The sequence below is a fragment of the Streptococcus oralis SK304 genome, assembly GCF_000287715.1.
Taxonomy (GTDB): Bacteria; Bacillota; Bacilli; order Lactobacillales; family Streptococcaceae; genus Streptococcus; species Streptococcus oralis_Y.
Genome location: NZ_ALJN01000024.1, coordinates 27,243 through 48,773 on the forward strand (window position 1 = coordinate 27,243; position 21,531 = coordinate 48,773).

A 21,531-nucleotide genomic window follows, 5' to 3' on the forward strand; every position below is an offset into this window, starting at 1 on the left:
TTTTTAATAATTATAATGTTTTTTCACTTTCTCTCACGACCAGCAAATCAACTTTTGCATGGCGGAGAATGTATTCAGATGAAGACCCGACTAAGAGGCGTTCAAAGGCATTGAGACCTGTGGCACCAACTAAAATCAAGTCAACATTTTCTGCGTCTGGAATCGTCCGAGCGAGGAGAGTTTTGGGATTTCCCATCTCGATGACGATGTGGATATCAGTTAAACCGGCATCTTTTGCACGCTTTTCGTACTCTTTCATCATACTTTCAGCATCGGCTTGGAGTTCTTCGTAAACTTCAGCATCAAAGGTAGATACGCTTTGAAGAGCGCGTGTGTCAATAACATGGACAATGGTGAGCTTGGATTCATTGCGTAGAGCAGTGTAAACACCTTTGACGAAAGCCAAGTCCGCTTCTTTAGAACCATCAATTGCGACCATAACATTTTGGTAACGTTGTGCCATAATGAAACCTCCTGAAATTTTCTTGCTTTTATTGTAACCCTTTTCACTAAAGAAGTAAAGTAAAAATCATATTTTAAACCATATTGTTGGTCATAGACTTAGTGCGTATATAGAAATAAAAGAAAAGAGAATTAGTGAGGATTCTCTTTGTCAATGTTTTTTCTTTTGTTTCCTTGTTTATGGAAGCTTGTCGCAGCGACTTTCTAGTGGTATAATGTTACTATCCTGACGAATTGAGGAAAAAAGATGAAAGAATTTAACAAATCTAGCAAGCTAGAGCATGTTGCTTATGATATCCGTGGTCCTGTTTTAGAAGAAGCCATGCGTATGCGAGCAAATGGAGAAAAGATTTTACGCCTGAATACAGGAAATCCAGCAGAATTTGGCTTTACAGCGCCAGATGAGGTCATTCATGATTTGATTATGAATGCGCGTGATAGCGAAGGGTACTCTGATTCCAAGGGTATTTTTTCGGCGCGTAAGGCTATCATGCAGTATTGCCAACTGAAGAAATTCCCAAATGTGGATATTGATGATATTTACCTTGGAAATGGTGTCAGTGAGCTGATTGTCATGTCCATGCAAGGGCTTTTGGACAATGGAGATGAGGTCTTGGTGCCTATGCCAGACTATCCTCTCTGGACAGCGGCTGTCAGCCTAGCTGGGGGAAATGCCGTTCACTATATCTGTGATGAGGCTGCAGAATGGTACCCTGATATTGACGATATCAAGTCAAAAATCACTTCAAACACCAAGGCTATTATTCTCATCAATCCAAATAATCCGACAGGAGCCCTTTATCCCAAGGAACTCTTGTTGGATATTATTGAGATTGCCCGTCAAAACGACTTGATTATCTTTGCGGATGAAATTTACGACCGTATGGTCATGGACGATCATGAGCATGTCTCAGTAGCTAGTCTGGCTCCAGATGTTTTCTGTGTCAGCATGAATGGTCTGTCAAAATCGCATCGTATCGCTGGTTTTCGTGTGGGCTGGATGGTCTTGTCTGGTCCTAAGACACATGTTAAAGGCTATATCGAAGGTCTCAATATGCTGTCTAATATGCGTCTTTGCTCCAACGTTTTAGCCCAGCAAGTTGTACAAACCTCGCTAGGTGGGCACCAGTCAGTGGACGAATTGCTCCTTCCTGGTGGTCGCATCTATGAGCAAAGAAATTTTATCTATAATGCCATTCAAGATATTCCAGGTTTATCTGCGGTCAAGCCTAAGGCGGGTCTTTATATCTTCCCTAAAATCGACCGCAATATGTACCGTATCGATGATGATGAACAGTTCGTTCTTGATTTCTTGAAGCAGGAAAAGGTTCTCTTGGTTCATGGTCGCGGCTTTAACTGGCAAGAACCAGACCATTTCCGTATTGTTTATCTTCCTCGTGTAGATGAATTAGCACAAATCCAAGAAAAGATGACTCGTTTCTTGAAACAGTATCGTAGATAGGGCTTACATGAGAAAAAGCTGGAAACATTTGCCTAGAGCTATTGACAAAAGTATCAGAATCAGATAGAATAGTAAAGTATGTTTAGTAACTGATCACTTTATAGCCGGCTAAACGAATACAAAATCTATGAGGAGGTATTCATCGTGAAACGTACTTATCAACCAAGTAAAATTCGTCGTGCGCGCAAACACGGATTCCGTAACCGTATGTCAACTAAAAACGGTCGTCGCGTATTGGCAGCTCGTCGTCGTAAAGGACGCAAAGTTTTGGCTGCATAATCCAAACAAATTCAGCAAAGAAGCCAGTAGGAACTCGAGTCTACTGGCTTTTGTTTTGCTCAACAAGTATAGATAGTGAAAGATTCATACATTTCCGTATGAGTTTTGTATCATGGAATAAGTCTCTAATCTATAAGAAAATTTGAGAAGTTCAGATAAAAAAGCTCAAAATCAAAAACAAATGATTTTGAGCTTTTGTTTATTCTTTTAAGTGATAAGAGTAGCTAGCGACAACGACGTCTTCATGCCATCTGAGAGCGTATTTTAGTTTGAGGCTCATTTGATTGTGCAGGATATTTTGCCAAGGCTTGTTTGGGATGAACTGTGGTACAAGGACAGTAACGGTATAGTTTTTCTGCTTGGCTTCTTGGGCGATTCGTTTGACATACTTGACGCTAGGGGTGATGATGTTTCGGTAGCTAGTGTTGATATTTTTCAGAGTGATATTTGGGAAGTAATCGGCAAATTCTTGAAGAATTTCTTGGTCTTTTTCTGCCGTTTCTTTAGTAGAAATGTGCATGGCCAACACTTCGTCACCGATACTTTGAGCGTAGTTAATGGCTCCCACGCTTACCCGAGTGACATTTCCTACTAGGACAAGGACAAGGTTGCCGTCATAAGTGCGTTTTTCGATTCCTTCGTAGAGTCGTAGTTGTTTTGCCACTTTTTGATAATGACTGTGAATGGACAAAAATAGGAAGGTCAAGACCAGGATAATTGGGAAGAATGGCCAGATATCACCTAGTCTGAAGAGGAGTAAAATGAGGACAATGGCATAACAAATGATGGCCCCAAGGATATTAGCAAAGGCAGGTTTTAAGAAGTTTGCTCCTTTTTCCTTTTTCCAATGACGAATCATCCCAGTTTGAGATAGGGCAAAGGGAACGAAGACCCCGATAGTATAAAGGGGAATCAAGCGTTCAGTATTCCCATTAAAAATGAGAAGAAGGATCATAGCCCCAAAAGCCAGAGTTAAGATACCATTGGAGTAGCCAAGACGATCCCCTTTTTCCATAAAGAGATGGGGCATGTACTTGTTTTTTGCCATATTGTAGGCCAGCATAGGGAAGGCTGAAAATCCAGTATTTGCAGCTACAGCTAGAATCAAGGCTGTCGAGAACTGGAAGAGATAGTAGCTAGCATGACCAAAAAATGAATCACCAAGAATGCCCTTGGCCATTTGCGAAAGGATGGTTTCTCCGTTTTGAGGCGTGATGCCCATCCAGTAGTTTAGGAAGGTGATGCCTGCAAAAAGAAATCCTAAAATCAGTGACATGATGGTCAAGGTTTGAGCAGCATTCTTTTCTTTTGGAGTTTTGAAAAATGGTACCGCATTTGAAATAGCCTCAACCCCTGTCAGGGATGCCGAACCGCTGGTAAAGGCTCTCAATAGGAGAATGATGGAAAGGCTCGGAACAGTTTGTCCAATGGTTGAAGTCGCCTGATAGTTTAGGGAACCTGTAAATAGTTGAAAGAATCCATAAAGCAAGAGAAAGACGGTACTGAAGATAAAGAGGTAGACGGGAATCATCAGAGAACTGGCAGATTCTTTCAATCCTCTTAAATTCAAGAGCATGAGCAGGCAGACTAGGAAAATAGAGATATGAAGATTGTAGGGATGGAGGGCGGGTATGGCTGCAGTAATAGCATCAGCTCCAGACGCAACGGATACGGCTACTGTCAGCATATAGTCAACAAGGAGACTGCCTCCTGCAATCAAGCCCAGTTCAGGGGAGAGATTTTCCCGAGTGACCATATAAGCCCCTCCACCTTGAGGATAGGCATGAATGATTTGACGATAGGAAATGGTCAAACTAGCGAGGAGTAAGAGGACAAAGATACCGATAGGGAGGCTCCACCAAATAGCGAGAGGGGAGAGACTGACTAAAACGAGAATGACTTGTTCAGGTCCATAGGCAATAGAAGACAGGGCATCACTGGATAACATTGCAAGTGCCTGCATTTTTCCTAATAATCCCCCTTCGCCGTCTGTGAGAGACTTGAGTGGCCGACCGATAAAGGTATATTTTAATTTTCTAAACATTTTTTTTCCTTTACTAAAAATTTCAATAAGTGTTATTATACTGCTTTGAAAAAAGGCAGTCAAGGGAGAACGATTGATATTAGAATATTTTTACAAGCCGAGGGATGCTATTTTTGGTATAATAGAGGGAAGAAAACGAGGTTAGAAGAGATGATTTTTGATACACACACACACTTAAATGTAGAGGAATTTGCAGGACGTGAGGCAGAAGAAATCTCCTTGGCTGCTGAGATGGGTGTGACACAGATGAATATTGTTGGTTTTGACAAGCCAACCATTGAACGTGCCCTAGAGTTGGCAGATGAGTATGAGCAACTCTACGCGACTATTGGCTGGCATCCGACTGAAGCAGGTACATATACTGACGAGGTCGAGGCTTACTTGCTTGAAAAGCTTAAGCATCCCAAGGTTGTTGCTTTGGGTGAGATTGGTCTGGACTACCATTGGATGACCGCACCTAAGGAAGTGCAGGAGCAGGTTTTTCGTCGTCAGATTCAGTTGTCTAAGGACTTGGATTTGCCTTTTGTGGTCCATACCCGGGATGCGCTGGAAGATACCTATGAGATTATTAAGAGCGAGGGCGTTGGTCCTCGTGGTGGGATTATGCATTCGTTTTCAGGCTCTCTTGAGTGGGCAGAAAAGTTTGTCGAGCTTGGTATGACTATTTCCTTCTCGGGAGTGGTAACCTTTAAGAAAGCGACGGATATCCAAGAAGCTGCTAGAGAACTTCCTTTGGATAAAATACTCGTTGAGACAGATGCGCCTTACTTGGCACCTGTTCCCAAGCGCGGTCGTGAAAACAAGACAGCCTACACCCGCTATGTCGTGGACTTTATCGCGGACTTGCGCGGTATGACGACAGAAGAGTTAGCAGCAGCAACGACTGCAAATGCAGAGCGAATCTTCGGATTGGACAGCAAGTGATGAAAGAAAAAATTTCCCAAGTCATCGTGGTCGAAGGTCGCGATGATACGGCCAATCTCAAACGTTACTTTGATGTAGAGACCTATGAAACACGAGGTTCCGCAATAAATGACCAGGATATAGAGCGCATTCGTCGCTTGCATGAACTGCATGGAGTCATTGTTTTTACAGATCCAGATTTTAATGGGGAGCGGATTCGGCGCATGATTATGACGACCATTCCAACTGTGCAGCATGCCTTTCTCAAGCGAGATGAGGCTGTTCCCAAATCCAAGTCCAAGGGACGTTCTCTGGGAATCGAACACGCCAGCTATGAAGACCTAAAAACAGCGCTGGCTCAGGTGACAGAGCAATTTGAAAACGAGAACGAGTTTAACATCAGTCGTGGTGACTTGATTCGCCTAGGTTTCCTAGCGGGAGCAGACAGTCGTAGACGCCGAGAGTATCTAGGCGAACAGCTCCGCATCGGCTATTCCAATGGAAAACAGCTGCTCAAGCGGTTGGAGTTATTTGGGATAACCTTGGCAGAAGTGGAAGAGGCTATGGGAAGTTATGATAATAGCTAGATAGCCCAAAAATACAAAGGGAATGTGTTACAATAGAGGTACTTAGATTTATTTTGATAGTGTTCAAATAGAAACTTATAAGGAGAGAGCAAAATGAAAATCCGAGTTGACAGAGAGTCTATCTGCATGGGGGATGATGTTTTTTCTCATCAGATGGATCTTGATATCCCGGAGGATATGACAGTTAAGGATCTTTGTAGTTTTCTTCAAAAGGACAGATATCTGCCTAGATTGGATACAGAGTGGCTTCTCCGACATGGTGGAAAGACAATAACAAGCTATCATACAGAAACAAAAGAACTGACGAATCCCAGTATCTATTTAAAAGACCTGATTCATCAGAGTTCTAGAGGAAATGAATTTGTTTGGATATATCGCCGTTCCTATTAGAAAAGAGAATAAATGATTTTCTTAAAAGATAATGAATGAAAATTAGAACAATATGCATTGACTTTTTGACAACAAGAGGTGATCTAAACAGTTGGCCCTGTTTGGAGTGACTTTGACGGAAGGTAAAGCCTTCATAAAAATGGTGAAAGGAAACGATATGGCAAATAGAAGTTATATTTACTTAAAAAACGGAGATGAAGCCCGTATTCTAACAGAGGGAATTTACACAATACCTTATTTTTGGCAATTGTTTTGGGATGAAGAAGATTTAAAAGCTCCTATTGCTCTCTGGGAAACAGCAGAAAAACTCGAAGAAGATGAAGAGGAAGCAGAAAAATTTTACCAAGAGCAGAATGTAGATATCTTACTTTCTATTGAAAAATTCCAGCAAAATGCCCTCCAAAATCGGTCTTTTTTAGAAGAAAATGCCCCGCAAGCCTTGCAACTATATGATGCCTTTGTTCGTTATATTCTTGCAAACGTAAAAGACGGTGATGTGCTTGGATTTGATCTTTTAGATGTTGTTTTTATGGACCAAGTGTCTGTTGTTTCTGATAAACTGTTAAAAAACATACGAGCTATTCGGGGAAATCAACCTAAAGATTTAGATTTTTCTTTGACAGAAAAGAACTTAATTGGTCTTGCTATGGGTTTTCCTGATTATTATGCTTCAGAATTATTGCCAGAAGATAATATTCTAGATTCGGTTGCCTATCATGATGAGTTGAAGAAAATGGACCCCCAAGAAAATAAAAAAGCACTTGATATGACTGGAGCTGATTCAAAAGGGAACAAACATCGTGTTCTTTTTGTATTTTGGATTTTGTTGGTACTAGGAATTGTGTGGCTTCTATATATTATTTTTAGCTAATAATTAGAAAAGAGAATAGATGAGAATTGCAGATTATAGCGTGACCAAGGCAGTGCTGGAGCGTCACGGATTTACCTTTAAAAAATCCTTCGGGCAAAATTTCCTGACGGATACCAATATCCTTCAAAAAATCGTGGATACGGCTGAGATTGATGACCAGGTCAATGTCATCGAAATTGGCCCAGGAATTGGTGCCTTGACGGAGTTTTTGGCTGAGCGTGCGGCAGAAGTTATGGCTTTTGAGATTGACCACCGTTTGGTGCCAATTTTAGCAGATACTTTACGTGATTTTGACAATGTTACTGTAGTAAACGAGGACATTCTTAAGGTTGACTTGGCGCAGTATATCCAGAATTTCAAAAATCCTGAACTACCAATCAAGGTAGTAGCCAACTTGCCATACTACATTACGACGCCTATTCTCATGCACTTGATCGAGAGTGGAATTCCTTTTAGTGAGTTTGTCGTCATGATGCAAAAAGAAGTGGCGGATCGCATCTCAGCACAGCCAAATACCAAGGCTTATGGTAGTTTGTCGATTGCTGTGCAGTATTATATGACAGCCAAGGTTGCCTTTATCGTGCCTCGTACGGTCTTTGTGCCAGCGCCAAATGTGGACTCAGCCATTTTAAAAATGGTGCGCCGTCCAGAGCCAGCTGTAGCAGTGAAAGATGAACAGTTCTTCTTTAAGATTTCCAAGGCTAGTTTCACCCATCGTCGCAAGACCTTGTGGAACAACTTAACAGGCTACTTTGGCAAGACCGAAGAAGTCAAGGATAAGCTGACCAAGGCTTTGGACCAAGCAGGCTTGTCACCAAGTGTGCGTGGGGAAGCACTAAGCTTGGAAGAATTTGCTAGCCTTTCAGATGCGCTTAAAGGACAAGGATTCTAAGATGCAGGGACAAATCATTAAAGCCTTGGCAGGATTCTACTACGTGGAGAGTGAGGGTCAGGTCTATCAAACACGCGCGCGTGGGAATTTCCGTAAAAAAGGCCACACGCCATACGTCGGAGACTGGGTAGATTTTTCTGCGGAGGAAAATTCTGAAGGTTATATTCTCAAGATTCACGAACGGAAAAATAGTCTGGTCCGTCCGCCCATTGTCAATATTGACCAAGCTGTGGTGATCATGTCCGTCAAGGAACCTGACTTCAACAGCAATTTGCTGGATCGTTTCTTGGTTCTTTTGGAGCACAAGGGTATCCATCCTATCGTCTATATTTCTAAAATGGACTTGCTGGAAGATAGAGGAAAACTGGATTTTTACCAGCAGACTTACGGTGCCATTGGCTATGACTTTGTGACCAGTAAGGAGGAACTCCTGCCCTTGTTAACAGGCAAGGTTACAGTCTTTATGGGGCAGACAGGTGTTGGAAAATCAACTCTTCTTAATAAAATCGCACCGGACCTCAATCTTGAAACAGGAGAAATTTCAGACAGTCTAGGTCGTGGTCGCCATACCACTCGAGCTGTTAGTTTTTACAATCTCAATGGTGGAAAGATTGCGGACACGCCGGGATTTTCATCGCTGGATTATGAAGTGTCAAGTGCTGAAGAGCTGAACCAGGCCTTTCCAGAGATTGCCAGTGTCAGTCGAGATTGTAAGTTCCGTACTTGTACTCATACCCATGAGCCGTCTTGTGCGGTTAAGCCAGCTGTAGAAGAAGGTGTCATTGCAACCTTCCGTTTTGACAACTACCTGCAATTCCTCAGTGAGATTGAAAATCGCAGAGAAACCTATAAAAAAGTCAGCAAAAAAATCCCAAAATAAGGAGAAACCTATGTCTCAATACAAGATTGCTCCGTCAATTCTGGCAGCAGATTATGCCAACTTTGAACGTGAAATCAAACGTCTAGAAGCAACTGGAGCCGAGTATGCCCATATCGATATCATGGATGGTCACTTTGTGCCTCAAATCAGCTTTGGTGCAGGTGTGGTCGAAAGTCTTCGCCCCCATAGCAAGATGGTCTTTGACTGCCACTTGATGGTAGCAAATCCTGAACACCACTTAGAAGATTTTGCGCGTGCAGGTGCAGACATCATCAGTATCCATGTCGAAGCAACGCCTCATATCCATGGTGCCCTCCAAAAGATTCGTTCTCTAGGTGTCAAGCCATCGGTTGTTATCAATCCTGGTACGCCTGTTGAAGCCATTAAGCACGTTCTTCACCTAGTTGATCAAGTCTTAGTCATGACAGTTAACCCTGGCTTCGGTGGTCAAGCTTTTCTGCCTGAAACCATGGATAAGATTCGTGAGTTGGTTGCCCTTCGTCAGGAAAAAGGTTTGAACTTTGAAATTGAAGTGGATGGTGGGATTGATAATCAGACCATTGCTCAAGCCAAAGAAGCTGGTGCGACCGTTTTTGTAGCAGGTTCCTATGTCTTTAAGGGAGATGTCAATGAGCGAGTACAAACTCTCAGAAAACAACTGGGCTAGGGTTGCCGTTTTTGCAGGCGGAGAACGCGGTCACTACCGTACGGATTTTGATTGCTTTGTCGGTGTGGATCGAGGCTCGCTCTGGGTCTTGGAAGAAGATCTGCCTCTGACTCTAGCAGTTGGGGATTTTGATTCGGTGACTGCGGACGAACGTCAGTTGATTCAAAAACGTGCCCAGCATTTTGTCCAAGCCCATCCAGAAAAGGATGATACAGATCTGGAATTGGCTCTCTTAGCCATCTTTGAGCAAAGTCCTCAGGCTCGGGTGACTATTTTCGGTGCTCTTGGCGGTCGCATTGATCATATGCTGGCTAATGTTTTTCTACCTAGCAATCCTAAGTTGGCCCCCTATATGCGCCAGATAGAAATTGAGGACGGGCAAAATTTGATTGCCTATTGTCCAGAAGGGACCAGTCAGCTAGAACCCCGTTCGGATTATGATTATCTAGCCTTTATGCCAGTTCGGGATAGCCAGTTGACCATTATCGGAGCCAAGTACGAATTGACAGAGGAAAATTTTTTCTTTAAAAAAGTGTACGCTTCTAACGAATATATAGATAAGGAAGTTGCGGTAACTTGCCCAGATGGCTATGTCGTCGTGCTGCATAGCAAGGACAGGAGGTAGGATGGAGACTGTATTATTACTATTATTAATTGCCAACCTAGCTGGACTCTTTCTGATTTGGCAAAGGCAGGATAAGCAAGACAAGTACCTAGCCAAGAGTTTGGAGGATCAGGCAGATCATCTGTCAGATCAGTTGGATTATCGCTTTGAACAAGCCAGACAAGCCAGCCTGTTAGACCAAAAAGATCTGGAAGTAGCTGTCAGCGATCGTTTGCAAGAAGTGCGAATGGAGTTGCACCAAGGCTTGACTCAAGTTAGACAGGAGATGAACGAGAATCTCCTTCAAACCAGAGACAAGACCGACCAACGTCTCCAAGCCCTGCAGGAGTCCAATGAGCAACGTTTAGAACAAATGCGCCAGACGGTCGAGGAAAAGCTAGAAAAGACCTTGCAGACACGCTTGCAGGCTTCCTTCGAGACAGTTTCCAAGCAACTAGAGTCTGTCAATCGTGGCCTTGGAGAAATGCAGACAGTTGCCCGCGATGTCGGGGCCCTCAACAAGGTTCTCTCTGGGACCAAGACGCGAGGGATTCTGGGTGAATTGCAACTGGGGCAAATCATTGAAGACATCATGACACCTGCCCAGTACGAACGAGAATTTGCAACGGTTGAAAACTCTAGCGAGCGAGTAGAGTACGCCATCAAGTTACCTGGGCAAGGCGATCAGGAATATGTCTACCTACCAATTGACTCCAAGTTTCCACTGGCGGATTATTACCGCTTAGAAGAAGCCTATGAAGCAGGTGATAAGGACGAGATTGAACGCTGTCGTAAATCTCTCTTAGCAAGCGTCAAGCGCTTTGCCAAGGATATCAAGAGCAAGTACATAGCGCCACCTCGAACGACCAATTTTGGAGTTTTGTTTGTTCCGACAGAGGGACTCTACTCAGAAATCGTCCGCAATCCGGTCTTCTTTGATGATTTGAGACGGGAGGAACAGATTATTGTCGCGGGTCCAAGTACCCTATCAGCCTTGCTTAATTCCCTATCAGTTGGCTTCAAAACCCTCAATATCCAAAAGAGTGCCGACCATATCAGCAAGACCCTAGCTAGCGTCAAGACCGAGTTTGGCAAGTTCGGGGGGATTTTGGTTAAGGCACAAAAACATCTTCAACATGCCTCTGGCAATATTGATGAATTATTAAACCGTCGCACCACAGCTATTGAGCGAACGCTCCGTCACATTGAGTTATCAGAAGGTGAGCCTGCGCTTGATCTACTCCATTTCCAAGAAGATGAGGAAGAATATGAAGATTAGTCACATGAAAAAAGATGAGCTGTTTGAAGGCTTTTACCTGATCAAATCAGCTGACCTGAGACAGACAAGAGCTGGGAAAAACTACCTAGCCTTTACCTTCCAAGACGATAGTGGCGAGATTGAAGGGAAACTCTGGGATGCCCAACCTCATAACGTTGAGGCTTTTACCGCAGGGAAAGTAGTCCACATGCAGGGGCGCAGAGAAGTTTATAACAACACTCCTCAAGTCAATCAAATTACCCTTCGTTTACCTCAGCCTGGCGAACCCAACGATCCAGCTGACTTCAAGGTCAAGTCTCCAGTCGATGTCAAGGAAATCCGTGACTACATGTCGCAAATGATTTTCAAAATTGAAAATCCTGTCTGGCAACGTATCGTTCGCAGTCTCTACACCAAGTATGATAAGGAATTCTACTCCTATCCAGCTGCCAAGACTAACCACCATGCCTTTGAAACGGGTTTGGCCTATCATACAGCAACCATGGTGCGCTTGGCAGATGCCATTAGCGACATCTATCCTCAGCTCAATAAGAGCCTCCTCTATGCTGGGATTATGTTGCACGACTTGGCCAAGGTTTTAGAACTCAGTGGTCCTGATCAGACGGAGTACACAGTGCGAGGCAATCTCATCGGCCATATCGCCCTCATCGATAGTGAAATTACCAAGACAGTCATGGAACTCGGCATCGATGATACCAGAGAAGAAGTGGTGCTATTACGCCATGTCATCCTCAGTCATCATGGCTTGCTAGAGTATGGAAGTCCAGTCCGTCCACGCATTATGGAGGCAGAGATTATTCACATGATTGACAATCTAGATGCCAGCATGATGATGATGTCAACAGCTCTAGCTTTGGTGGACAAAGGAGAGATGACCAATAAAATCTTCGCTATGGACAATCGTTCCTTCTATAAACCAGATTTAGATTAATAATTTAAGATAAACGAGCATTTTTTACGCAATAATGTTCGTTTTTTTATGTGAATATGGTATAATGGATAAAATATCAAAATTAAATGGAATGGTAAATAGAAATGAAATTAAGAAGAAGTGATCGGATGGTTGTCATTTCCAACTATTTGATTAATAATCCATACAAACTAACAAGTCTCAACACCTTTGCGGAAAAGTACGAATCTGCTAAATCATCGATTTCAGAGGACATCGTGATTATCAAACGTGCCTTTGAGGAAATTGAAATCGGCCATATTCAGACTGTGACTGGAGCAGGTGGTGGCGTTATCTTTACACCATCAATCTCTAGTCATGAAGCCAAAGAAATGATCGCAGACTTGCGTGACAAACTTTCAGAAAGTGACCGTATCTTGCCGGGCGGCTATATCTACCTGTCTGATCTGCTTAGTACGCCTGCCATTTTGAAAAATATTGGACGCATCATTGCCAAGAGTTTTATGGACCAAAAAATCGATGCCGTTATGACAGTAGCGACTAAAGGGGTTCCACTTGCAAATGCAGTTGCCAACGTTCTCAATGTTCCATTTGTTATTGTGCGCCGTGACTTGAAAATCACAGAAGGTTCAACGGTCAGTGTCAACTATGTATCAGGTTCAAGTGGTGACCGCATTGAGAAAATGTTCCTTTCAAAACGCAGCCTCAAGGCAGGCAGTCGAGTCTTGATCGTGGATGACTTCCTAAAAGGTGGCGGAACTGTCAATGGGATGATTAGTCTCTTGCGTGAGTTCGACTCTGAATTGGCTGGTGTTGCAGTCTTTGCAGATAATGCCCAGGAGGAACGTGAAAAGCAGTTTGATTATAAGTCACTCTTGAAAGTAACCAATATTGATGTTAAGAACCAATCCATCGATGTTGAGATTGGAAATATCTTTGACGAAGACAAATAAGAGATAGAACTAAAGGTTGGAACGATTGTCCCAGCCTTTCTTTGCAAACAGAATAGAAGGATGCTTATGAAAACACCATTTATCAGTCGAGAAGATTTAGAAACAATTGTTGCAGAGTTCCCGACTCCTTTTCACTTGTATGATGAGAAGGGGATTCGCGAGAAAGCGCGAGCAGTCAACCAGGCCTTTTCTTGGAATAAGGGATTCAAAGAATATTTTGCAGTTAAGGCTACTCCAACCCCAGCCATCTTGAAAATTCTCAAAGAGGAAGGTTGTGGTGTGGACTGTTCTAGTTATGTGGAGCTCTTGATGAGCCATAAACTGGATTTTCCGGGTTCTGAAATCATGTTCTCTTCTAACAACACGCCTGACAAGGAATATGCCTATGCGCGTGAATTGGGTGCGACCATTAACTTGGATGCCTTTGAAGATATTGAACATTTAGAGCGTGCAGCAGGCATTCCAGAAATCATCTCTTGTCGTTACAATCCTGGTGGCGTTTTTGAGCTAGGAACAGATATCATGGACAATCCCGGGGAAGCCAAGTTTGGGATGACTAAGGAGCAGCTTTTTGAAGCCTTTGCCATCTTGAAGGAAAAAGGGGCCAAGACTTTTGGGATTCACTCTTTCCTAGCATCCAATACTGTCACCCATCTCTATTATCCAGAGTTGGCACGTCAGCTCTTTGAATTGGCTGTTGAAATCAAGGAAAAGTTGGGCATTTCACTAGACTTTATCAATCTTTCCGGCGGTATTGGTGTCAATTACCGTCCAGACCAGGAGCCAAATGATATTGCGATGATTGGTGAGGGTGTGCGTAAGGTTTATGAAGAAGTCCTCACACCTGCAGGACTTGGTCAGGTCAAGATTTTTACCGAATTGGGTCGTTTTATGCTGGCGCCTCACGGAGTTCTCGTCACCAAAGTAACTCATAAAAAGAAAACCTACCGTACCTATCTGGGTGTGGATGCTTCGGCAGTCAACCTCATGCGCCCAGCCATGTATGGGGCCTACCACCATATTACTAATCTGACCCACCCAGCAGGCGGACCAGTTGAGGTGGTAGATGTGGTCGGTTCACTCTGTGAAAACAATGATAAATTTGCAGTGAATCGCGAACTACCTCATACAGAAATCGGTGATTTGCTGGTAATTCATGATACAGGTGCACATGGATTCTCCATGGGTTATCAGTACAATGCCAAACTACGCTCGGCAGAAATCCTCTATACCGAAGAAGGAAAAGCCCGCCAAATCCGCCGTGCAGAGCGCCCTGAGGACTATTTCGCAACCTTGTATGGTTTTGATTTTTAATCGGATCATTAAAAGAAATTGAAAATGAAAGTGAAAAACAGATTGCTTTCTAAAAAATAGACAAAAAAACCTTGTTTTTCACCTTACTCGTGATATAATAAAACTATAAAACGGTTTCAAGGAAGGTGACGATATGTCTGAAGAAACAATTGACTATGGACAAGTGACAGGAATGGTGCATTCGACAGAGAGTTTTGGGGCGGTAGATGGCCCTGGAATTCGTTTCATTGTCTTTTTGCAGGGTTGTCACATGCGTTGCCAGTACTGCCATAACCCTGATACATGGGCTATGGAGACCAATAAATCACGCGAACGGACAGTAGACGATGTCTTGACAGAAGCCCTTCGCTACCGTGGTTTCTGGGGAGACAAGGGGGGAATCACTGTTAGTGGAGGAGAAGCCCTCTTACAGATTGATTTCCTAATTGCCCTCTTTACCAAGGCCAAGGAAAAAGGAATCCACTGTACCTTGGATACCTGTGCCCTTCCGTTCCGTAATAAACCACGTTATCTCGAAAAGTTTAATAAACTCATGGCGGTGACAGATTTGGTTCTCTTGGATATCAAGGAAATCAACGATGAACAACACAGAATTGTTACCAGCCAAACCAATAAAAACATCTTGGCTTGTGCAAAATATCTATCAGATATTGGGAAGCCTGTGTGGATTCGCCATGTGCTGGTTCCAGGCTTGACAGATAGAGATGAGGACTTGATCGAACTTGGTAAATTCGTCAAAACCCTCAAAAACGTTGATAAGTTTGAAATTCTACCTTATCACACTATGGGAGAATTCAAGTGGCGTGAACTTGGAATTCCATACTCACTTGAAGGGGTAAAACCACCAACAGCAGACCGTGTCAAGAATGCCAAAAAACTCATGGATACAGAAAGCTATCAAGACTATATGAAACGTGTACATGGATAAAAAAGAAGCCTGATGGAAACATCAGGCTTTTGTGATGCAAAAAAGGCCTAGCCTTTCAGCTAAGCCGTTACTTTATTTTCTAGAATGTTGTTTACCAGCATTACGTTTTTTATGTTTCTTAGTAGTCGTAATTGCAGTTACTTGGTTAGGAGTGATATCTTTTCGCCCGCCTGTAGTTGATGCTGAACTTGCTTTTGGTGGATTTTTGGCAAATTCTTCACGTACTTTTTGACGAAGTTTTGGACGAACAACATAGTTAACGATGAACTGTTGGAGAATCATCATGAAACCACCGACAACCCAGTAAAGTGTCACACTGGCTGGTGCGAAGAGGGAGAAGACGACAATCATGAGTGGGCTCATGTAAATCATTTTCTTGAGTTGATCTCTTTGCATCTCGTCTTCTACTCCGTGAAGTGAAAGGAGTGATTGGAGATAGTAGAGGATACCAGCGAAGGCGACAAGGATCATACTTGGAGAACCGAGATTGATACCCAAGAAGGTAGAGCTAGATACTCCATCAGTATACTGGGCTGCAAAGTAGATAGCAGAGAAGAAAGGCATCTGAATGAGGATAGGGAAGCATCCTACACCACCGAACATGCTGATGCCGTTTTCTTTTTGTGCAGCAAAGAGAGCCTGTTGTGCTTCTAGTTTTTCTTCCTGAGTTGTTGCCTCTTTAAGGCGTGTTTGATGTGGTTCGAGCACATGTTTGAGAGCATTCATCTTTTCAGAGTGAAGCGTTGCCTTCCATGATTGGTAGATACCAAGTGGCAAAATAATTAAACGTACGATAATGGTTACGATAATGATAGCCACACCAAAGCCTAGACCTTTATCAGTAGCGAAGTATTTGATAGCCTCTGCCATAGGCGATCCGATAGTGTTCCAGATAAAACCAGTAGGTTGTCCTGTTGCTTTGTCTACTTGGACACAGCCTGTCAAGACGAGTAGCATAGCCACTCCCATAGCAGAGAGGGCAAAACGTTTAATAGATTTCAATGTTTTCATTCCTTCTTTAAAAATTATACCTTTCTATTCTACTGTTTTTTTGTAAAATATACAATAGTTCTAGAGACCTAATTTGCGACTTTGAAGTCTGGATAGGATGAAAAGTTGCTCATTTGTACATCTAGATAGGTAACTTTTGAAAAGGGTGTCGGACCTTTTCGGATTTCTTGTATAAATTTTGCCATGGTGGCAGAAGAGTCTGCCTGAGCGAGAATTTCCACTGTGCCATCGTCATTATTCCAGACACGACCGGTGATGCCACCAATTTCAAGCGCTAAAGTATAAACGCCCCAGCGAAAACCAACACCCTGCACCCTACCTTGGGCAATCATTCTAACCTTTTGCATACCAAACCCCTTTGATTGTGTTATAATACTTCTATGACTATTATAACCTCAAAAGCCAATTCTGTGGTAAAAAATGCCAAGAAATTGCATCAAAAAAAATATCGAAAGTATGCCTATTTGATTGAAGGTTGGCACTTATTTGAAGAAGCTGTTCAAGCTGGAGTGATGATTGAGAAGATTTTTGCCTTAGAAAGTTACCGAGATCAGTTAGCTACTTTTCCTCAAACTGTCTGGGTTTCAGAGGAGATTTTGCGAGATTTAGCAGATACGCAAACCCCTCAAGGCATTGTCGCTGTTATTCAAAAAGAAGAAGTGGGTCTGCCTGATTTTAGTCAGGGTAAGTTTCTGTTTTTAGAAGATGTCCAAGATCCTGGTAATGTAGGTACCATGATTCGGACTGCGGATGCTGCAGGTTTTACAGGGGTCATTGTTTCAGACAAGTCAGCAGATATATACAGTCTCAAGACTCTGCGTTCCATGCAAGGAAGCCATTTTCATTTGTCCATCTATCGTCTGCCTGTTGCTACCTTTATAGAAGAAGCAAAGAAGAGCGATTTGCCCATTCTGGCAACGACCTTATTGAGAGATTCCAAGGATTATCGTGAGCTTTCTCCTATAGAAAATTTTGCTTTAGTCATGGGAAATGAAGGGCAGGGGATTAGTTCTGTCATGGCTGAGAGTGCTGACCAGCTGGTTCATATTGGCATGAAAGGCCGAGCAGAGAGTCTCAATGTTGCCATTGCCGCAGGCATTTTGATGTTTTATTTTAGCTAATTTATAAAATCTTTGTTATAATCAAGACATAATTATAGAAAAAGGAGAATCGGAATGAATCAAACAATTATTCAAGAACGTTCAGGTCTCAATCAATTTTACGCTAAAGTTTATGCTTTTGTGGGACTTGGGATTGGTCTATCAGCTCTCGTGTCAGCTTTGATGTTGACAGTTTTTCAGTCTCAATTGATCTACTTTTTAATGCATGGCCGTCTCTGGTTGATGATTGCAACTTTTGCAGAACTTGCTCTGGTCTTTGTTGCAAGTAGCATGGCTGCCAAAAACAGCCCAGCAGCTCTCCCAGTATTTTTAGTTTATTCTGTTTTAAATGGATTTACGCTTAGTTTTGTCGTAGCCTTCTATACACCTGGGACTGTCTTATCAGCCTTTGTATCCAGCGCTCTTCTCTTCTTTGTCATGGCGGCAATCGGAATTTTCACTAAGAAAGATTTGAGTGGAATGGGACGAGCTTTGATGGCGGCGCTTGTTGGTCTCATCATTGCCATGGTTGTGAATCTATTTTTAGCCAATAGCTTCTTTGACTACATGATTAGTATTGCCATGGTCTTGGTCTTCTCAGGCTTGATTGCTTGGGATAACCAAAAGATTCGCTATGTTTATGAGCAGTCACGAGGACAAGTAGCGACAGGTTGGGTCATTTCAATGGCTCTCAGCATCTACCTAGACTTTATCAACCTCTTCCTTAGCATCTTACGAATCTTTGGTCGAAACGATTAATGAATGACAGAGTCAGTGTTTAAAAGAGCACTGACTTTTTCTTATTTACTCTTTTCTTTTCTTGGAAATAGGTGTATAATGCTTTTAACTAATTTTTGAGGAGCCGTTTATGAAGAAAAGTTTTATTCATCAGCAAGAAGAGATTTCCTTTGTCAAAAACACCTTTACCCAGTATTTGAAAGATAAGTTAGAAGTTGTTGAAGTTCAAGGTCCTATCTTGAGCAAGGTTGGTGATGGGATGCAGGACAACCTGTCCGGTGTTGAACATCCAGTATCCGTAAAGGTCTTGCAGATCCCAGATGAAACTTATGAAGTCGTTCACTCACTAGCCAAATGGAAGCGCCACACCTTGGCTCGCTTTGGTTTTGGAGAAGGTGAAGGTCTATTTGTTCATATGAAGGCCCTTCGTCCAGATGAAGATTCGCTTGATGCGACTCACTCAGTTTATGTGGACCAGTGGGACTGGGAAAAAGTGATTCCAAATGGTCAACGCAATATCGCTTATCTCAAAGAAACCGTTGAGAAGATTTACAAGGCTATTCGTCTGACAGAGCTAGCCGTAGAAGCGCGCTACGATATTGAATCCATCTTGCCAAAACAAATTACCTTTATCCATACAGAAGAGTTGGTGGAACGCTATCCAGATTTGACACCGAAAGAGCGTGAAAATGCAATCTGTAAAGAGTTTGGTGCTGTCTTCTTGATTGGTATTGGTGGCGAATTGCCTGACGGGAAACCGCATGACGGACGTGCGCCTGACTACGATGACTGGACAACAGAGTCTGAAAATGGCTACAAAGGGTTGAATGGCGATATTCTAGTTTGGAACGAATCTCTTGGTTGTGCCTTTGAACTTTCCTCAATGGGGATTCGGGTAGATGAGGATACACTTCGTCGCCAGGTGGCTCTTACAGGAGACGAAGATCGGCTTGAGCTGGAATGGCATAAAGCCCTGCTTAACGGTCTTTTCCCACTGACAATCGGTGGGGGTATCGGACAGTCTCGGATGGCCATGTTCTTACTTCGCAAGAAACACATTGGAGAAGTTCAGACTAGTGTTTGGCCTCAAGAAGTCCGCGATACGTACGAAAATATTTTGTAGAGAATCGAACCGCAAGGTTCGGTTTTCTTTCTCTTTTTGCCTATAATTTGGTATAATAAACGGTATGAAAATCGTATCAGGAATCTACGGAGGGCGTCCCCTCAAGACGCTAGAAGGCAAGACGACGAGGCCGACATCAGATAAGGTGCGTGGAGCTATCTTTAACATGATAGGTCCCTATTTTGAGGGTGGTCGTGTCTTGGATCTCTATGCTGGCAGTGGTGGTCTGTCTATTGAAGCTGTGTCAAGAGGGATGTCCCATGCTGTCTTAGTGGAACGGGATAGAAGGGCACAAGCTATCGTCGCTGCAAATATCCAAATGACCAAGGAAGTTTCCAAATTTCAGCTCTTAAAGATGGAAGCTGAGCGTGCTTTGGAGCAAGTAACAGGTCCCTTTGATCTGGTCTTTTTAGACCCTCCCTATGCCAAGGAACAAATCGTTGCAGATATCGAAAAAATGGCAGAAAGAAACCTTTTCTCCGACGAGATCATGGTTGTCTGCGAAACCGATAAGTCTGTAGAACTTCCAGAAGAAATCGCCTGCTTAGGCATCTGGAAGGAAAAAATATATGGGATTAGTAAGGTGACAGTCTATGTCAGATAAAATTGGATTATTTACAGGTTCATTTGATCCGATGACAAATGGACATCTGGATATCATTGAACGTGCCAGTAAACTCTTTGATAAGCTCTATGTCGGGGTGTTCTACAATCCCCACAAACAAGGCTTTCTCCCCGTTGAAAATCGCAAACGAGCAGTCGAAAAAGCGGTGGCGCATTTAGATAATGTAGAGGTGCTGGCTTCTCATGACCAACTAGTCGTAGATGTTGCAAGAAGATTGGGTGCTAAGACCCTTGTCCGTGGCTTGCGAAATACCACCGACTTGCAATACGAGTCTAGTTTTGATTACTACAATCATCAACTGGCTCCAGAAATCGAAACCATTTACCTATATAGTCGCCCAGAGCATCTTTATATTAGCTCTTCAGCCATGAGAGAACTTCTGAAGTTTGGTCAGGAGATTCAGCAATATGTCCCAAACAGTGTTGTGGAGGAATTAGAACATGAAGAAAAAAACTAGATGGCCCTTATATGTCATCCTAGCACTAGTATTGACTTTTTTAGCCTTTGTAGTACCTTTACCTTACTACATAGAAGTTCCAGGTGGAGCGGAAGATATTCGCCAAGTTTTGAAAGTCAATGAAACAGAGGATACGGAAGCAGGAGCTTACCAGTTTGTGACAGTTGGGATTCGACACGCAACCCTGTCGCATCTTGTTTATGCTTGGTTAACACCTTTCACGGATATTAGAAGTGCCAAGGAGACTACGGGTGGCTCTACGGATGCAGAGTTTATGCGGATCAATCAGTTCTATATGCAAACTTCTCAAAACATGGCCAAGTATCAAGGACTGAAGACGGCTGGTAAGGATATCGAACTCAAGTACCTGGGAGTTTATGTCTTGACCGTGACGGACAATTCAACTTTTAAGGGCATTCTGAACATCGCAGATACCGTGACGGCTGTTAATGACAAAACATTTGACAGTTCAAAAGACTTGGTCGACTATGTCAACTCTCAACAATTAGGGGACACGGTCAAGGTAACCTATGAAGAAGACGGAAAAGTCAAGTCTGCAGAAGGTAAAATTATCACTCTCGAAAACGGGAAAAACGGGATTGGGATTGGTTTGATTGACCGTACGGAAGTGACCAGTGATGTTCCCATTCGCTTTTCAACAGCTGGTATCGGGGGACCAAGTGCCGGTCTTATGTTTAGTCTAGCTATTTACACCCAGATAGCAGATCCAGGACTTCGTAATGGCCGTATCGTTGCGGGAACGGGAACCATTGATCGGGACGGAAATGTTGGCGACATCGGTGGAATTGACAAAAAAGTAGTTGCAGCCTCTCGTCAGGGAGCCAACGTCTTTTTTGCCCCTGACAATCCAGTCACTGAGGAAGCAAAAAAAGCAGATCCAAATGCGAAAAGCAACTATGAAACAGCTTTAGAAGCTGCTAAAACGATTAAAACAGAGATGAAAATCGTTCCTGTTAAGACCCTGCAGGATGCGATTGATTACCTCAAAAACAATCCCTAATTTGTAGAAAAATCGAAAACTAGCGCGCAAG

Annotated in this window: 25 protein-coding genes; 21 read left to right on the forward strand and 4 right to left on the reverse strand. The window is 43.0% G+C overall.

Going from position 1 to position 21,531, the window contains the following annotated elements:
• Positions 1–10: 10 nt before the first annotated feature.
• Positions 11–463 carry a universal stress protein gene (locus tag HMPREF1125_RS12120; RefSeq protein ID WP_000079164.1) on the reverse strand — a complete coding sequence of 151 codons (453 nt, stop codon included), beginning with the start codon at positions 461–463 and terminating at the stop codon, positions 11–13.
• Between the two features lie 246 nt (positions 464–709).
• On the opposite strand from HMPREF1125_RS12120, the gene HMPREF1125_RS12125 reads away from it, so the two are divergent.
• Both HMPREF1125_RS12125 and rpmH read left to right on the forward strand, forming a co-directional pair.
• Positions 710–1,924, forward strand: a complete 1,215-nt coding sequence (locus HMPREF1125_RS12125) for a pyridoxal phosphate-dependent aminotransferase (RefSeq protein WP_000657744.1) — start codon at positions 710–712, stop codon at positions 1,922–1,924.
• Positions 1,925–2,068: 144 nt separating this feature from the next.
• The gene (gene rpmH / locus HMPREF1125_RS12130; protein WP_000831902.1) at positions 2,069–2,203 is read left to right on the forward strand and encodes a 50S ribosomal protein L34; all 135 of its coding nucleotides are present in this window, start codon (positions 2,069–2,071) and stop codon (positions 2,201–2,203) included.
• Between the two features lie 199 nt (positions 2,204–2,402).
• Here rpmH and HMPREF1125_RS12135 read toward each other — a convergent pair whose 3' ends face one another.
• Positions 2,403–4,247 (reverse strand): APC family permease, encoded by a 1,845-nt coding sequence (locus HMPREF1125_RS12135; RefSeq protein ID WP_000488825.1) that lies wholly within the window; start codon positions 4,245–4,247, stop codon positions 2,403–2,405.
• Between the two features lie 150 nt (positions 4,248–4,397).
• On the opposite strand from HMPREF1125_RS12135, the gene HMPREF1125_RS12140 reads away from it, so the two are divergent.
• From HMPREF1125_RS12140 to pflA, 13 genes are all read left to right on the forward strand, one after another.
• Positions 4,398–5,171 (forward strand): TatD family hydrolase, encoded by a 774-nt coding sequence (locus HMPREF1125_RS12140; protein WP_000575641.1) that lies wholly within the window; start codon positions 4,398–4,400, stop codon positions 5,169–5,171.
• Entirely contained in the window at positions 5,171–5,737 is a 567-nt protein-coding gene (rnmV, locus tag HMPREF1125_RS12145) for a ribonuclease M5 (RefSeq protein WP_000659989.1), read from the forward strand. Before HMPREF1125_RS12140 ends, rnmV begins: the two co-directional genes overlap by 1 nt.
• Before the next feature lie 93 nt (positions 5,738–5,830).
• The gene (locus HMPREF1125_RS12150; protein WP_000702744.1) at positions 5,831–6,127 is read left to right on the forward strand and encodes a hypothetical protein; all 297 of its coding nucleotides are present in this window, start codon (positions 5,831–5,833) and stop codon (positions 6,125–6,127) included.
• Positions 6,128–6,284: 157 nt separating this feature from the next.
• Positions 6,285–6,998 carry a hypothetical protein gene (locus tag HMPREF1125_RS12155; RefSeq protein WP_000013637.1) on the forward strand — a complete coding sequence of 238 codons (714 nt, stop codon included), beginning with the start codon at positions 6,285–6,287 and terminating at the stop codon, positions 6,996–6,998.
• Between the two features lie 19 nt (positions 6,999–7,017).
• Entirely contained in the window at positions 7,018–7,890 is an 873-nt protein-coding gene (rsmA, locus tag HMPREF1125_RS12160; RefSeq protein WP_001216849.1) for a 16S rRNA (adenine(1518)-N(6)/adenine(1519)-N(6))-dimethyltransferase RsmA, read from the forward strand.
• Position 7,891: 1 nt separating this feature from the next.
• The gene (gene rsgA, locus HMPREF1125_RS12165; RefSeq protein WP_002883439.1) at positions 7,892–8,770 is read left to right on the forward strand and encodes a ribosome small subunit-dependent GTPase A; all 879 of its coding nucleotides are present in this window, start codon (positions 7,892–7,894) and stop codon (positions 8,768–8,770) included.
• A 10-nt stretch (positions 8,771–8,780) separates the two neighbouring features.
• Positions 8,781–9,437, forward strand: a complete 657-nt coding sequence (gene rpe / locus HMPREF1125_RS12170) for a ribulose-phosphate 3-epimerase (protein ID WP_000085010.1) — start codon at positions 8,781–8,783, stop codon at positions 9,435–9,437.
• Complete coding sequence (locus tag HMPREF1125_RS12175) at positions 9,400–10,062, forward strand: thiamine diphosphokinase (RefSeq protein ID WP_000006114.1); 663 nt, start codon at positions 9,400–9,402, stop codon at positions 10,060–10,062. The genes rpe and HMPREF1125_RS12175 overlap by 38 nt, the downstream gene beginning before the upstream one ends.
• Before the next feature lies 1 nt (position 10,063).
• Complete coding sequence (gene rmuC, locus HMPREF1125_RS12180) at positions 10,064–11,320, forward strand: DNA recombination protein RmuC (protein ID WP_000450902.1); 1,257 nt, start codon at positions 10,064–10,066, stop codon at positions 11,318–11,320.
• On the forward strand, positions 11,310–12,251 hold the full coding sequence (locus HMPREF1125_RS12185; RefSeq protein ID WP_000703206.1) for a 3'-5' exoribonuclease YhaM family protein: 942 nt from the start codon (positions 11,310–11,312) through the stop codon (positions 12,249–12,251). Before rmuC ends, HMPREF1125_RS12185 begins: the two co-directional genes overlap by 11 nt.
• A gap of 104 nt (positions 12,252–12,355) precedes the next feature.
• The gene (gene purR / locus HMPREF1125_RS12190) at positions 12,356–13,183 is read left to right on the forward strand and encodes a pur operon repressor (protein WP_002874197.1); all 828 of its coding nucleotides are present in this window, start codon (positions 12,356–12,358) and stop codon (positions 13,181–13,183) included.
• Positions 13,184–13,249: 66 nt separating this feature from the next.
• Positions 13,250–14,497: a diaminopimelate decarboxylase gene (locus HMPREF1125_RS12195; protein ID WP_000856545.1), complete on the forward strand. Its 1,248-nt coding sequence runs from the start codon at positions 13,250–13,252 to the stop codon at positions 14,495–14,497.
• A 133-nt stretch (positions 14,498–14,630) separates the two neighbouring features.
• Complete coding sequence (gene pflA, locus HMPREF1125_RS12200) at positions 14,631–15,425, forward strand: pyruvate formate-lyase-activating protein (RefSeq protein ID WP_001288279.1); 795 nt, start codon at positions 14,631–14,633, stop codon at positions 15,423–15,425.
• A gap of 72 nt (positions 15,426–15,497) precedes the next feature.
• On the opposite strand, the gene yidC is transcribed toward pflA, so the two are convergent.
• Both yidC and HMPREF1125_RS12210 read right to left on the reverse strand, forming a co-directional pair.
• Complete coding sequence (yidC, locus tag HMPREF1125_RS12205) at positions 15,498–16,427, reverse strand: membrane protein insertase YidC (RefSeq protein WP_025172373.1); 930 nt, start codon at positions 16,425–16,427, stop codon at positions 15,498–15,500.
• 77 nt (positions 16,428–16,504) lie between these two features.
• The gene (locus HMPREF1125_RS12210) at positions 16,505–16,783 is read right to left on the reverse strand and encodes an acylphosphatase (protein ID WP_001174619.1); all 279 of its coding nucleotides are present in this window, start codon (positions 16,781–16,783) and stop codon (positions 16,505–16,507) included.
• Positions 16,784–16,816: 33 nt separating this feature from the next.
• On the opposite strand from HMPREF1125_RS12210, the gene HMPREF1125_RS12215 reads away from it, so the two are divergent.
• From HMPREF1125_RS12215 to HMPREF1125_RS12240, 6 genes are all read left to right on the forward strand, one after another.
• The gene (locus HMPREF1125_RS12215) at positions 16,817–17,557 is read left to right on the forward strand and encodes a TrmH family RNA methyltransferase (protein WP_025172374.1); all 741 of its coding nucleotides are present in this window, start codon (positions 16,817–16,819) and stop codon (positions 17,555–17,557) included.
• A 54-nt stretch (positions 17,558–17,611) separates the two neighbouring features.
• The gene (locus HMPREF1125_RS12220) at positions 17,612–18,295 is read left to right on the forward strand and encodes a Bax inhibitor-1/YccA family protein (protein WP_001076865.1); all 684 of its coding nucleotides are present in this window, start codon (positions 17,612–17,614) and stop codon (positions 18,293–18,295) included.
• 109 nt (positions 18,296–18,404) lie between these two features.
• Entirely contained in the window at positions 18,405–19,397 is a 993-nt protein-coding gene (gene asnA, locus HMPREF1125_RS12225) for an aspartate--ammonia ligase (protein WP_000747987.1), read from the forward strand.
• A 64-nt stretch (positions 19,398–19,461) separates the two neighbouring features.
• Positions 19,462–20,001 carry a 16S rRNA (guanine(966)-N(2))-methyltransferase RsmD gene (gene rsmD, locus HMPREF1125_RS12230; protein ID WP_000706948.1) on the forward strand — a complete coding sequence of 180 codons (540 nt, stop codon included), beginning with the start codon at positions 19,462–19,464 and terminating at the stop codon, positions 19,999–20,001.
• Positions 19,991–20,479, forward strand: a complete 489-nt coding sequence (gene coaD / locus HMPREF1125_RS12235) for a pantetheine-phosphate adenylyltransferase (RefSeq protein WP_001280714.1) — start codon at positions 19,991–19,993, stop codon at positions 20,477–20,479. The genes rsmD and coaD overlap by 11 nt, the downstream gene beginning before the upstream one ends.
• Entirely contained in the window at positions 20,463–21,500 is a 1,038-nt protein-coding gene (locus HMPREF1125_RS12240; RefSeq protein ID WP_000730766.1) for a SepM family pheromone-processing serine protease, read from the forward strand. The genes coaD and HMPREF1125_RS12240 overlap by 17 nt, the downstream gene beginning before the upstream one ends.
• The last annotated feature ends 31 nt before the right edge of the window (positions 21,501–21,531 follow it).